The sequence below is a fragment of the Streptomyces sp. NPDC053427 genome (genome assembly GCF_044544985.1).
GTDB lineage: Bacteria > Actinomycetota > Actinomycetes > Streptomycetales > Streptomycetaceae > Streptomyces.
Window position 1 is genome coordinate 420341 of the sequence record NZ_JBITYA010000007.1, and the last position, 13058, is coordinate 433398.

The 13058-nt window shown below is 70.2% G+C and carries 13 protein-coding genes; 5 read left to right on the forward strand and 8 right to left on the reverse strand.

From position 1 onward, the window contains the following. Positions 1–13: 13 nt before the first annotated feature. Both ACIGWZ_RS22150 and ACIGWZ_RS22155 read right to left on the reverse strand, forming a co-directional pair. Positions 14–457, reverse strand: a complete 444-nt coding sequence (locus ACIGWZ_RS22150) for a hypothetical protein (RefSeq protein ID WP_400067114.1) — start codon at positions 455–457, stop codon at positions 14–16. 170 nt (positions 458–627) lie between these two features. Then, a complete protein-coding gene (locus ACIGWZ_RS22155) occupies positions 628–2544 on the reverse strand; it encodes an AMP-dependent synthetase/ligase (protein WP_400067116.1) in 1917 nt (638 codons plus the stop codon). A 449-nt stretch (positions 2545–2993) separates the two neighbouring features. Between ACIGWZ_RS22155 and ACIGWZ_RS22160 the strand changes: the two genes are divergently transcribed. Together ACIGWZ_RS22160 and ACIGWZ_RS22165 are read left to right on the forward strand one after the other, a co-directional pair. After that, positions 2994–3149, forward strand: coding sequence for a hypothetical protein (locus tag ACIGWZ_RS22160; RefSeq protein WP_400067118.1), 156 nt, complete (start codon positions 2994–2996; stop codon positions 3147–3149). Further along, positions 3146–4060, forward strand: coding sequence for a MaoC/PaaZ C-terminal domain-containing protein (locus ACIGWZ_RS22165; RefSeq protein WP_400067119.1), 915 nt, complete (start codon positions 3146–3148; stop codon positions 4058–4060). The genes ACIGWZ_RS22160 and ACIGWZ_RS22165 overlap by 4 nt, the downstream gene beginning before the upstream one ends. A 100-nt stretch (positions 4061–4160) precedes the next feature. Here ACIGWZ_RS22165 and ACIGWZ_RS22170 read toward each other — a convergent pair whose 3' ends face one another. Next, positions 4161–4898, reverse strand: a complete 738-nt coding sequence (locus tag ACIGWZ_RS22170) for a TetR/AcrR family transcriptional regulator (protein WP_400067121.1) — start codon at positions 4896–4898, stop codon at positions 4161–4163. Between the two features lie 276 nt (positions 4899–5174). Here ACIGWZ_RS22170 and ACIGWZ_RS22175 point away from each other — a divergent pair, with 276 nt between their 5' ends. Beyond that, the gene (locus tag ACIGWZ_RS22175; RefSeq protein WP_400067124.1) at positions 5175–6596 is read left to right on the forward strand and encodes a serine hydrolase domain-containing protein; all 1422 of its coding nucleotides are present in this window, start codon (positions 5175–5177) and stop codon (positions 6594–6596) included. A 133-nt stretch (positions 6597–6729) separates the two neighbouring features. Here the strand turns inward: ACIGWZ_RS22175 and ACIGWZ_RS22180 are convergent, their stop codons facing one another. Beyond that, complete coding sequence (locus ACIGWZ_RS22180) at positions 6730–7398, reverse strand: TetR/AcrR family transcriptional regulator (protein WP_400067126.1); 669 nt, start codon at positions 7396–7398, stop codon at positions 6730–6732. A 261-nt stretch (positions 7399–7659) separates the two neighbouring features. On the opposite strand from ACIGWZ_RS22180, the gene ACIGWZ_RS22185 reads away from it, so the two are divergent. Together ACIGWZ_RS22185 and ACIGWZ_RS22190 are read left to right on the forward strand one after the other, a co-directional pair. Then, entirely contained in the window at positions 7660–8547 is an 888-nt protein-coding gene (locus ACIGWZ_RS22185; RefSeq protein WP_400067128.1) for an alpha/beta fold hydrolase, read from the forward strand. Positions 8548–8684: 137 nt separating this feature from the next. Further along, complete coding sequence (locus tag ACIGWZ_RS22190) at positions 8685–8942, forward strand: hypothetical protein (RefSeq protein ID WP_400067129.1); 258 nt, start codon at positions 8685–8687, stop codon at positions 8940–8942. Positions 8943–9046: 104 nt separating this feature from the next. Here ACIGWZ_RS22190 and ACIGWZ_RS22195 read toward each other — a convergent pair whose 3' ends face one another. From ACIGWZ_RS22195 to mqnE, 4 genes are all read right to left on the reverse strand, one after another. Then, a complete protein-coding gene (locus ACIGWZ_RS22195) occupies positions 9047–10435 on the reverse strand; it encodes a dicarboxylate/amino acid:cation symporter (RefSeq protein ID WP_400067131.1) in 1389 nt (462 codons plus the stop codon). A 371-nt stretch (positions 10436–10806) separates the two neighbouring features. Further along, positions 10807–11094 carry a DUF4229 domain-containing protein gene (locus ACIGWZ_RS22200; RefSeq protein WP_400067132.1) on the reverse strand — a complete coding sequence of 96 codons (288 nt, stop codon included), beginning with the start codon at positions 11092–11094 and terminating at the stop codon, positions 10807–10809. Positions 11095–11282: 188 nt separating this feature from the next. Continuing rightward, positions 11283–11807 (reverse strand): GNAT family N-acetyltransferase, encoded by a 525-nt coding sequence (locus ACIGWZ_RS22205; RefSeq protein WP_400067134.1) that lies wholly within the window; start codon positions 11805–11807, stop codon positions 11283–11285. Between the two features lie 45 nt (positions 11808–11852). Beyond that, entirely contained in the window at positions 11853–13016 is a 1164-nt protein-coding gene (mqnE, locus tag ACIGWZ_RS22210; protein ID WP_400067281.1) for an aminofutalosine synthase MqnE, read from the reverse strand. Positions 13017–13058: the final 42 nt, after the last annotated feature.

Genomic DNA, 13058 nt, shown 5'->3' on the forward strand with positions numbered 1-13058 from the left:
GCGGGCCCCGGGGCTAGCCGGTGGCGAACAACGAGCGGAGGTGCCTGCCGTTCGCAACCAGGACGACACCCACGAGGAGCAGGCCGCAAGCGCCCTGCTCGATCCTCATCCACAACGGCAGGAATCCGCGGAGCGAGGCGATGACCACGATGGCCGCCAGCATGACGCCCGAGGCGATCCGCAAGCGCAGATACGCCTTGCGGCGGCCGCGGGAGGCGCTTAGGGCGAAGGTGAACATCAGGAGGGAGGTGACGGCGACGATCCCGCCCCGCGCCCAGACCGTGTCGTTCACCAGCTCGGGATCGCGGCGGAGCAGGTAGGCGGCCACGAGAGTGCACACGCTGAGGGCGACGTAGCCGCCGACGAGGAACTTCACGGTGTGAAACGCCGTCAGGCTGCGCGGATGGTGCAGGGCTTCGTCGGGTATCACGGCGGGCCGCGACCTGGTGGTGTTCATGGTGGGCCTTCTCCTGTCTGGACGGCCTCCAGCGTCGCAACGGCACCGCGGCCCGCGCATCGACCGATCATCTGGGGGCGGGGCTGAACCTGCGGACCGACCGGATGGCTGAGCCGATCCACCGGTCGGTCCACCGCTCGGTCCACCGCTCGGACGACCGGAGCCAGCGGTCACCCCACCCTGTACAACCCGTCGATCTCCTGCGCGAAGTCGCGGGCGACCGCCGCCCGCCGCAGCTTCAGCGACGGTGTGAGATGGCCGGTCTGCTCCGTGAACTCGACCGGGAGCACGGCGAAGCGGCGGATGGACTCGGCGCGGGAGACCAGGCTGTTGGCGTCGTCCACGGCGTGCTGGAGGTCGGCCAGGAGGCGGTCGTCCTGGATGAGGGCCGGGAGGGGCACGTCCCGCGTCTTGGTCATCTGGCGCCAGTGGGAGAGGCCGTCGGGGTCGAGAGTGATCAGGGCGGTGATGTACGGGCGGTTGTCGCCGACGACCACGCACTGCCCGACCAGAGGGTGGGCGCGGAGGCGGTCCTCCAGAGGGGCGGGGGCGACGTTCTTGCCGCCCGTCGTCACGATGATCTCCTTCTTGCGGCCGGTGATGGTGAGGTAGCCGTCGGCGTCGAGGGCGCCCAGGTCGCCGGTGGGCAGCCAGCCGTCCTGGTCGGTCATCGGGATGGCGACGCCGCGGGTCGCGTCCCAGTAGCCGGTGAAGACATGGCCGCCCCGGAGGAGGATCTCGCCGTCGTCGGCGATCCGGACCGCGCCCCCGGGGAGCGGCCAGCCGACCGTGCCGATACGGGGGCGCAGGGGCGGGGTGACGGTTGCGGCGGCGGTGGTCTCCGTCAGGCCGTATCCCTCGAAGATCTCGATGCCGGCGCCGGTATAGAAGGCGGCGAGGCGGTGGCCCAATGGCGAGCCGCCGCAGATGGCGTAGCGGACCTTGCCGCCGAGGGCGGCGCGGATGCGGCGGTAGACGAGGGGGTCGTAAAGCTTGCGGGCGGCCTTGAGGGCGACGCCGGGGCCGTGTCCGGTGCCGTGTTCCTGGGCCTCGACGGCCTCGCCGTAGGAGCGGGCGACACGGGCCGCGCGGTCGAAGGAGGCGGCGCGGCCCATCTTCTCGGCGGTGGCGCGGCCGGTGTTGAAGACCTTCTCCAGGACGTAGGGGATGGCCAGGAGGAAGGTCGGCTGGAAGGTCGCCAGGTCGGCCAGCAGGTCCTCGGTCTGGATGCTGGGGGCGTGGCCGAGGCGGACGCGGGCGCGGAGGCAGCCGATGGCGACCATCCGGCCGAAGACGTGGGAGAGGGGGAGGAAGAGGAGGGTGGCGGCGGGTTCGGCGCTGACGGACTTGAAGACCGGGTGGAGGAGCTCGACGGAGTTGTCGACCTCGGCGAAGAAGTTGGCGTGGGTGAGCGCGCAGCCTTTGGGGCGGCCGGTGGTGCCGGAGGTGTAGATGAGGGTGGCGAGGGAGGCGGGGCCGACGGTGGCGCGGCGCTCGTCGACGACCTCGTCCGGGAGGTCGCGCCCGGCGGAGACGAGCTGGGAGACGGCACCGGTGTTGAACTGCCAGAGGTGGTCGAGGGCGGCGAGCTCGGTGCGAATGCCGCTGATCAGGCGGGTTTCCTCGACGTTTTCCACCACACAGGCGCGCGCTCCCGAATCGTGCAGGATCCACTGGGCCTGGTGGGCGGACGAGGTCGGGTAGATGGGGACGGTCACCAGGCCGGCGGCCCAGGCGGCGAAGTCGATCAGGGTCCACTCGTAGGTCGTACGGGCCATGATCGCGAGTCGCTCGCCGGGGCGGAGGCCGTGCGCTATCAGGCCCTTGGCCACCGCTTTTACCTCGGCGGCGAATTCCGCGGCGGTGATGTCGCGCCAAGCGCCGCTCGGCTGCTTTCGGGCCAGGACGACATCGGCGGGGGCCTCGGCGGCATTGATGAAGGGCAGGTCGCCCAAGGAGCCGGTGCGGACGGGCGGGGCGAGCGCGGGGACGAAGACCTCGCGGACGGTGCCGTCGAGGACGGTCTTCTGCGGCGCTAGGAGGGTGGGGGCGGTGGTTTCGGGGGCGGCGCTTTCCTGGCTGAACACGGGCGGCTCCTCAAATCTTCCGCGAAATCGGGGCGAGTTGGCGGCGCGTTCTTGCTGAGGGGGGCGCGGGGGGTGGGGTGTTGCGGGCGATGCCGGGTATCAGATGGCGCGGCCGGATGCGGGCGGGCGCGCGGACCCTGGTGGCCGTCGTCGGGGAGCGGCGGGCGGCCGTCGGGACCTGAGGGGGGACGGTTGCGTACGGCCGTCGGAGCGGGCGAGGGGGAGGCGGCGGCCGCGGAGGACCGCAACGTGCCATATACGGGTGCAAGTTGGACTGTCTGGCGCCGGGCCCTCCATCGAACCCGGTATCGGCCCCTTGTCCGGACCTGGTACCGGGCCCTTTGCCGGTCCCGCCGTCGACCAGATGGCAGCGCTCATCCTCGACCAGCCCCTGACCCGTCAGTAACCTTACTTAGAAGTAAATTTACGCGAGGACCAGGAGTTGGCCAATGCCCGATCGCTACCTTCGTCGCACCGATTCCGGTCCCGGCCGCCTCCTCGCCCGCCGCCTCGGCCTGTGGCCGGCGAGGCCCGCCTCCTCGGCCTCCGGCGGCAACGGCCGGACGGCCCGCGTCTGCGGGCAGCGCCCGCTGGGGGCCCGGTGAACGACCCGACCGTGGTGCTGCGCCGTCGGCCCCGTCTGCTGCCGGCCCTCGGCAAGGGCGTACTGACCGGCATCGGCAAGCGCCCGCACCCGGACGCCGCGCTGCCGTCGACCCGCCTGGTCCTGCCCGCCGCCCGGATCGACCCGGCCAAGGTGGCCGCGTACGCCCGGGTCTGCGGCTTTCCCTCCACCGGACCGCTGCCGCTCACCTACCCGCACATCCTCGGTTTCCCGCTGGCCACCCGCCTGATGAGCGCCCGCGCCTTCCCGCTGCCGCTGCTCGGGCTGGTGCACACGACCCTTGAGATCGAGCAGTACGCGGCGTTGAACACCGACGACCGGCTCGAACTGACCGTGTACGCCGCGGGGCTGCGCGCCCATCGACGCGGCACCGAGGTCCTGATGACGACGGAGGTACGGCGCGCGGAGCGGCTGGTATGGGTGGACCGCAGCGGCTATCTGGCGCGGCACCGGGTGGCGGACGGACGCCGCGACCCGTCCGCACCTGCACCCGATCCTGAGGCCGAACCGGAAGCCGAACCCGACAACGCCCTCTCCATGCGAGCCATACGGGCCGACTGGCCGCTCCCCGCCGACCTCGGCCGCCGCCACGCCGCCGTCTCCGGGGACTTCAACCCGATCCACCTCCACCCCCTGACCGCCCGCCCGCTCGGCTTTTCCCGCGCCCTCGCGCACGGCATGTGGACGGCGGCCCGGTGCGCCGCGGAGGCCGTGCCGCCCGGGGCCGCATCCGTACGCTTCACGGCCACGTTCCGCGCCCCGGTGCTGCTGCCCGCCACCGTCTCGTACGCCCAGGAGGACGCGGGGGACGGCGCGGGCTGCACCTTTCAGCTGCGGGGCGGGGGCGGGACGGCGGGGCGGGTCCATCTCTCGGGGAAGGTGACCACCTGACGGACGCCCGACCGGCTGGCGCCTGCCTGCCTGCCTGCCGTGGATCCACCCGTAGCTCAAGCCTGTTGCGGAACCACCCGCTGCAGACCTACCCGCAGACCTACCCGTTGCGGGTCGATCCCGCCAGGCCGTCGAGGACCCGCTGGAGCCCGTAGTCGAACTTCTCGTCGCGGATCTCGCGCGGGTCCTTGCTGCGCAGCGCGGCGTACTGCTCCTGGAGCTGCGGGTGCCCCTGCGCGGCGTCTTCGGCGGCCGGCCACAGCTGCTCCACCCACTCCTGCTCGCTCTGACCGCTGCGGGAGAGCGTGGTCAGCCAGGAAGCCTCACTGATCGTCATGCCGATGACGTACGCGGTGAGCGTGGACACCGCGAGATCGGCCTCGCGCGTCGCAAGGCCCTTCTTTTTGAAGATCGCGAGCATGCCTTCGGAGACCCGCATCAGGTTCGGCCCCAGCTGGGACATCCCGACCTCGCCGAGCACCGAGGCCATCCACGGGTGCGTCAGTATCGTCGCCCGCAGGCTCTGGGCGCAGCGGACGGCGAGCGGGCGCCAGTCCGTCGGATCTCCGGCCTCCGGCACGTCGATCTCGCCATAGACCTCGTCCACGACCAGCTCGATCAGCTCGTCCTTGTTGGCCACATGCGAATAGAACGACGTGGCCCCGGCGTTCAGACGGGTCCCGAGACGCCGCAGGCTCAGCGCGCCGATCCCCTCCTCATCGAGCAGCCGGACCGCCTCCGTCACGATCTGATCCCGGCTCAGCGCGGGCTGCTCGCGCTTGCGGCGCTGCGGGCGCGTCCACACCGACGGGATCGGTTGCCTCTTCTCGACCGGCATACGGTCCCCCTCTTTTCGACGCTCTTCGACGTTTCTTCGACGGTTCTTCGGCGGTTCTTCGGCGTTCGTCCGCGTTCGCCTGCGCCTTTTCGGTTCGGCGATCAGAGTAACGCCGACTCGTACAACGTGCGTACTTGCGAACACTGTTCGGAGGCCGTACAGTGTTCGACATCAGACCGAACGGTGTTCGGCGAAGCGCACATCGCTCGATGGGCGCGAGTCGAAACCAACTGCCACGCCGACAGCACAAGCTGCCGACCACTACGGGGAGATGCCATGCAGAAGCACGAGACGACCGGCAACGCCACGACCACGGCGTTCGACGGCGCCCGCTGGAAGTCCCGCCTGGATGAGCTGCTGTCCACCCACCGCGTGCCGGGCGCCGCCCTGGCCGTGCTCGTCGACGGGGAGATTCACGAGCTGGCAGGCGGCGTGCTGCACACCGGGACCGGCGTCGAGGTGACCACCGACTCGGTGTTCCAGATCGGATCGGTCAGCAAGGGGTACACCGCCGCGCTCGTGATGCTGCTCGCGGAGGCGGGCAAGCTGGATCTGGACGCGCCGGTCGTGGACGTACTGCCGGACTTCGCCGTGGCCGACGCGGCGGCCAGCAGGACGATCACCACGCGACAGCTGCTCAACCACACCAGCGGCATCGAGGGCGACTACGTCAACGACACCGGACGGGGCGACGACTGCCTCGCCCGCTATGTCGACGGCGCCAGGCACGTGGGGATGACCAACCCGCCCGGGGCCACGATGTCCTACTCCAGCACCGCCTACAACGTCCTCGGCCGCATCGTGGAAGTACTCACCGGCACGACGTGGGACGAGGCGCTCAAGGAGCTGATCTACGCCCCGCTCGGGCTCGGGCACACCATGACCCTGCCCGAGGAGGTGCTGCGCTTCCGGGCCGCGATGGGGCACATGGGCGATCCGGGCGAGACCCCGGTCCCCACCCCGGTCTGGAACATGATGCCGCGCTCGGCGGGTCCGTACGGCGGGATCTGCGCCACCGCCGCCGATGTGGCCCGTTTCGCCCGGCTGTTCGTCGACGGCGGTACGGCTCCGGACGGCAGCCGTGTGATGTCGGCCGAGACCGTCGAGGCCATGCTGACGCGCGAGGTCGAGATGCCCGACCAGTGGTTCCTGGGCGCCCACTGGGGACTGGGCTGGGGGCTCTTCGAATGGGACGGGGTACGCGGATTCGGCCACGACGGCAGCACGTTCGGCCAGCTCGCCTACCTGCGCGCCATCCCGGAGAAGGGCATAGCGATCGCCCTGCTGACCAACGGCGGGGGCGCCGCACCGAAGATCTTCGAGACGCTCTGCCGCGAACTGACCGCCGAGCTCGCCGGGGTGACCATGCCGGCATTCGGCCCGGCGGCAGAGCAACCGGCCGTGGACCCGGCGCCGTTCGTGGGCAACTACCGGCGCGAAGGATTCCTGATGACCATCAGCGACCGGCCCGTCGGCGAGGGCGTACTGCAGCTGAAATACGAGGGTGCCGACGGCCTGAAGGACAGCTTCGAGCCGCTCTTCTGGAACCTGGTCCCGGTGTCGGACAGCCCGTCGAAGACGGTGTTCGCCGGACGCCGTAACGAGAAGGACAGCTGGATACCGGTGGTCTTCTACGCCCTGCCGGACGGCGCCCGGTACGTCCACTTCGGCGTACGGGCCACGGCCAAGGCCGTGTGACACCGCCGGACGGAGCGCCGGCTCGGCAGCGCTGGGCGGACCCTGGGTCGGGGGTCCGCCCAGCGGCGCCGCGCGTCGGCGGCGGGCCTCGGAGAGGGGCGTCGGTGGTGGGCCTCGGGGGCGGGCGCCTGCGTCAGTCGCCCGGCGCCCAGCGGTCGCCGCTCATCATGCGGCTCAGCCCCGCCCATGCGAAGTTCATCAGTGTGGCCGCCGTGTCCTTCGCCGGCGGGCGCTCCCACTCTCCCGGCGCACCCTCATCCGTTCGGACGTTGCCCCACTCGGCGAGCGACTCGGCCGCGCCGACCAGCGCATGCGCGAGGCCGGCCACCTCGCGGTCGGCCAGTTCCCCGACGCAGCCCGCCTCCTTGGCGGCCGCGCCGATCAGCCCCGTGACGAACTCCACGATCTCGGCCCGCATCGCGGCCACTTCGCACGCGAACGGCTCACCGTGCGTACGGGCCTGCTGGTGCAGCACCGCCCATCCCTCGGGATGCGCGGCGGTGTGGGCGAAGAACCCCTTCAGCCCGCTCCACAGCTGCCGGTCGGCCGACGCCTCCGGCTCGACGGCCGCCGTGACGGCCTCCACCAGCGCAGCCGACTCCCGCCGGATGACCGCGGTGAACAGCTCGTCCTTGGAATGCAGATAGAGATAGACCAGCGGTTTGGAGACCCCGGCGGCCTCCGCGATCTCGTCCATCGAAGCCGCCCGGTAGCCGCGCCGGGCGAACGTCCGTACCGCCGCATCCAGCATCTGCTGCTCCCGGACCGCCCGCGGAACCCGCTTGCTCTTCACAGCGCCCACGCTGAATGCCCTTCCATCCCGCCCCTTTACTGCAAAGTAAGTTTACGATCTTCACCCTGCGCCCTCTGTCGCTTGACACGATCCCGCCATGACGAGACGATACGTCTCGTACCGCGATCCGTTTCCGCGCGCTCCCCTCGGCTCTTCTCCGCCCCTCCCCGCCTCCTTACGGATCTCTACGAATCTCTACGGATCGCCATGGACCTCCACGGATCCCTCCCCTCCCACGGATCCCACCACCCCCTACGAACAGGACCTGACGTGCAGCAATTCGTCGAAGCCTCCACCCCCGGCATCCGCCTGTGGACCGAACAGCGCGGGCCCGCCGACGCACCCCCTCTACTGCTGGTCATGGGCGCCCAGGCGGCCGGTGTCGGCTGGCCCGATCCGCTGGTGGACGCGCTTGCCGCGCACCACCGGGTCATCCGCTACGACCACCGCGACACCGGCCGCTCCAGCTGGCCGTTCGAGGAGCAGCCGTATCGCATCGCCGACCTCGCCGCGGACGTGATCGCCGTCCTGGACGGGCTCGGCATCGAGCGGGCGCACCTCGCCGGGCTCTCTCTCGGCGGCATGCTTGCCCAGATGGCCCTCGCCGACCACCCCGACCGGTGGATCAGCGCCACCCTCATGGGCACCAACGCCCTCAGCATCACCCCCTACACCCGCCCCGACGGCAGCACGGTCCCGGTCGACGAGCTCCCCGGCATCGCACCCGAGGTCCTGGAGATGTGGGCCCGCCCCGTCGAGGACCACGGGAGGGAGGCCGAAGTGGAACGCCGTATCGCACACTGGCGGGTACTCGCCGGTGACCAGCTCCCCTTCGACGAGGACTACTTCCGCGCGTTCGAGCACCGCGTCATCGAGCACACCGGCCACTACCGCGCCGGCACCGCGCACGGCAGCGCCGAGCACGAGGGCATGCTCCGTACCGACGAGCTCGCCAAGAACCGGGTTCCCACCCTCGTCGTCGCCGCCCTCGCCGAGCCGATCTTCCCTCCCCCGCACCCGCAGCACCTCGCCCAGGCCGTCGGCAACGCCCGCCTCATCGAGATCCCGGGCATGGGCCACGCCCTTCCGCCGGCCGTCCACGCCCCACTGACCGCCGCGATCCTGGCGCATACGGGAGCGATACCGCCCGGCGAGTGAGCCGCCGCACCCGCCGCGGACCCGCACCGCGCCGAGCCCGCACCGCGCCGCGCTCACAGCGCCGCCCCGGTCCCGGTCAGGACCGAGGAATACCCTGAATCCGCTTTGATGCCGCCAACGGACACCAAGGGGACGCGATGTGGTCAGGCAGGCACAACGATTACTTCGAACAAGCCGGACAGGCCATCGCCGAGGAGCTCCAGCGAAGGCGCTCCCTGGAGCGCGCCAAAGCCGTCAAGTACAGCAGAGAGTTAGCCGAACAAAGCCGCCGGATCGCCCATGAAACCGAAGCCACCGAACTGGAACGCCTCGCGGCCCTCGGGCAGATCCCGCAGGCCGAGTACAAGGCCCGCATGGCCGCCCTGGCGGAAAGCGCCGACGACGGGCAGTTCTGACGCCGACCGGCAAGCACCCGGCACGCGCCGATACGACGGCGCCCCCGCAGCCATCAGTACCGGACGTACTGGCTGCGGGGGCGCCGTCGCGTTCTCGGCGGGCGTCAGCTCGCGGCGGCCGCCGTGGCGGGCACCGGCGCGGCCTCCGCCTCGGTGGCCGCACCGGCGTCGGCGCCGGTCTCGGCCTTGGCCTCGGCCTCGCCGATGCGGATGCTGGTCGCGGTGGCGAAGGCCTCGCGGTCCAGGATCTTCTCCTTGGCGGAGACCAGGATCGGGATGACCGACTGGCCGGCGACGTTGGTCGCCGTACGCATCATGTCGAGGATCGGGTCGATGGCCATCAGCAGGCCGACACCCTCCAGGGGCAGGCCCAGCGTGGAGAGGGTCAGCGTCAGCATGACCGTCGCGCCGGTGAGGCCGGCGGTGGCGGCGGAGCCGATGACGGAGACGAAGGCGATGAGGATGTAGTCGCCGATGCTCAGCTGGACGTCGAAGATCTGGGCGATGAAGATCGCGGCGATCGCCGGGTAGATGGAGGCGCAGCCGTCCATCTTGGTCGTCGAGCCGAACGGCACCGCGAAGGAGGCGTACTCGCGCGGGACGCCGAGGCGCTCGGTGACCTTCTGGGTGACCGGCATGGTGCCGACCGAGGAGCGGGAGACGAAGGCCAGCTGGATGGCGGGCCAGGCGCCGCGGAAGAACTGGAGCGGGTTGACCTTGGCGACGGTCGAGAGCAGCAGCGGGTAGACGCCGAAGAGAACGAGCGCGCAGCCGATGTAGATGTCGACGGTGAAGGTCGCGTACTTGCCGATCAGGTTCCAGCCGTAGGTGGCGATGGCGTTGCCGATGAGGCCGACGGTGCCGATCGGGGCGAGGCGGATGACCCACCACAGGGCCTTCTGGAGCAGTTCGAGGACCGAGCGGCTGATGTTCAGGACCGGCTCGGCCTTCTCGCCGAGCTGGAGGGCCGCGATACCGGCGACGGCCGCCATGAAGACGATCTGCAGGACGTTCAGCTCGGTGAACGGCGTGATGATGTCGGTGGGAACGATGCCCGTCAGGAAGTCGATCCAGGAGCCGGCGTGCTCGGGGAGCTTGCCGTCCTTGGGGGTCAGGCCGGTGCCCGCGCCGGGGTTGGTGAGCAGGCCGATGGCCAGGCCGATCGCCACGGCGATCAGCGAGGTGGCCATGAACCACAGCAGGGTGCGGGTGGCGAGCCGGGCGGCGTTGTTGACCTGCCGCAGGTTGGTGATCGACACCAGGATCGCGAAGAAGACGAGCGGGGCGACGGCCAGCTTGAGCAGCTGGACGAAGAGATCGCCGATGTGCTGCAGCGTGGACGTGAGCCAGCCGACGTCACCGCTCTTGGCGACCCAGCCGAGCAGCACGCCGAGGGCGAGACCGGCCAGGATCTGGACCCAGAAGGGGATCTTGGGTATTCGGGAGGACTTGGGTGCTGCCGGGGCAGACGGGGACGAGGACAACGGACACACTCCGATGAGGGCGGGAAAGGCTTCGGGGACGGCGTGCAGAAAGCGCCAGGAGGTCCGTACGTGGATCTCCGGCCGCTGGATGACGTGGTGGTCAGCGGCGGCAACAGGCCGCGGACATACAGCGGCAAAGATCGACGTGCAGGCGCGCCACGAGCGGAACGCTCATGGGGAACGGGGGCGCGGCTGCTGTCTTCATGAAAAACACGTTAACACTTGAACTTTGAGGAACCCAAAGAAAATCTTTGGGACGGGGAGACGACGAGGCGGCGCGCGGCACACGGCCGGAAGGAAACAAAAAGCGGCAGGCGCCGGGCAGTTGGAGGGTTCCCAACCGCCCGGCACCTGCCGCGCAGGGCTTCGTGTGAGGCGTCTTACACGCCGTCTTCCTGGCTGCGGTTGGCCGCGAGGCGCTCGCGCTGGCGGTCGACCTTGGAGACGATCTGCTCGGACATGGCGTCCCGCTGCTTACGCAGCAGCACAAAGCTGAGCGGCGCGGAGATCACGATGGCCAGCAGCAGCAGCCAGACGAAGTTGGAGCTGCCGACGCCGAGCGGAATGATCCGGAAGTAGGCCAGCACCCACACCACGGCGAACGAGGCGACGAAGAGGCCGATGCGAAGGGCGGTGTAGCGGAGCGTGGCGAACTGGGGGCTACTCACGGACGGGACCTTCTTCTCAACGGCAACCGAAAGGGTCTCCTGCCAGTGAAGCACAGCGGCCGAGGCGATCTTCCGCGCCCCCGCGCCCCCGCCGCCCTCACGCGCAGCGCTCGCCGCCGCCCGCAACCGCCGGCCCCTCTCCCCGCTCCCGCTCCCCCTCCCGCTCCCCGCTCAAGCCGGCTCGAACCTCATGCCAGCTCAAGCCACATCGTGACGTCATCCCGGAAATCCCCCTCCGCCACCTTGATCGCGCCCGGCACCCGGCCCACTTCCTTGTAGCCGCATGAGCCGTAGAAGCGGGAGATGCCCGTACCGCCGCGGCAGGTGAGGCGTATGCCCCGGACGCCGTCGACCGTGCGGGCGGCGTCGGCCACCGCGGCCATCAGGGCGCGGCCCGCGCCCCGGCCCTGGAGGGTGGGGTGGACCATGACGGTGTAGACCCAGAGCCAGTGCCGCATCAGGCGGTGGGTGTTGAGGGTGAGGAAGGCCGTGGCCAGGACGCGGCCCTCGGCATCGCGGCCGACGACGAGGCGTTCGCGGCCCTCGGCCATGGCCGTCAGATGCCTCAGCAGGTCCGGGCGGATGTCCTCGCGGGTCACCGGCGGCACGAAGCCGACGGCGCCGCCGGCGTTGGTGACATCGGCCCACAACGCGCAGATCCCGTCGCGGAGTTCGGGAGTGACGGCCGGGTCCAGGTCGAAGCGAACGCTCATGACCTGGACCCTAACCTCCGCCTCTGACAACCGGCCGTGACCAGGTCAGATGCGCATCGCCTGGGGGGCCTCGCGACGGTCCGGGTCCGGGCCCGGGTACTCGCGGATGGCCTCGTAGCGGGTGTTGCGCTCGACGGGGCGGAAGCCGGCGTCGCGGATCAGGTCGAGCAGGTCGTCGCGGGTGAGCTTGTTCGGCGTGCCGTAGTTGTCCGCGTCGTGCGTGATCTTGTACTCGACGACCGAGCCGTCCATGTCGTCCGCGCCGTGCTGGAGCGCGAGCTGGGTGGTCTGCAGACCGTGCATCACCCAGAAGCACTTGACGTGCTGGACGTTGTCGAACAGGAGGCGGGAGACCGCGAAGGTCTTGAGGGCCTCGGCGCCGCTGGCCATGGTCGTACGGGCCTGGAGCTTGTTGCGGACCTTGCCGTCCTGCATGTCGACGAAGTCGTGCTGGTAGCGCAGCGGGATGAAGACCTGGAAACCGCCGGTCTCGTCCTGGAGCTCACGCAGGCGCAGGACGTGGTCGACGCGGTGGCGGGGTTCCTCGATGTGCCCGTAGAGCATGGTCGAGGGGGTCTTGAGGCCCTTCTCGTGGGCGAGGCGGTGGATGCGCGACCAGTCTTCCCAGTGGGTGCGGTGGTCGACGATGTGCTGCCGGACCTCCCAGTCGAAGATCTCGGCGCCGCCGCCGGTCAGCGACTCCAGGCCCGCCTCGATCAGCTCGTCGAGGATCTCGGAGGCGGTCAGGCCGGAAATCGTCTCGAAGTGGTGGATCTCGGTGGCGGTGAAGGCCTTGAGGGAGACCTGCGGGAGGGCTTCCTTGAGGGCCTTGAGGGAGCGCGGGTAGTAGCGCCAGGGCAGCGTCGGGTGCAGACCGTTGACGATGTGCAGCTCGGTGAGGTTCTCGCCCTCCATCGCCTTGGCGAGGCGGACGGCCTCCTCGATGCGCATCGTGTACGCGTCCTTCTCGCCCGGCTTGCGCTGGAAGGAGCAGTAGGCGCACGACGCGGTGCACACGTTCGTCATGTTGAGGTGACGGTTGACGTTGAAGTGCACGACGTCGCCGTTCTTGCGCGTCCGCACCTCGTGGGCGAGGCCGCCCAGCCATGCCAGGTCGTCGGACTCGTAGAGGGCGATACCGTCCTCGCGGGTCAGCCGCTCTCCGGCGTGGACCTTCGCCTCCAGCTCGCGCTTGAGGCCCGCATCCATAGATGCAGCCATCCGTCGCCTCCCAGTATCTCTGCCGTATCC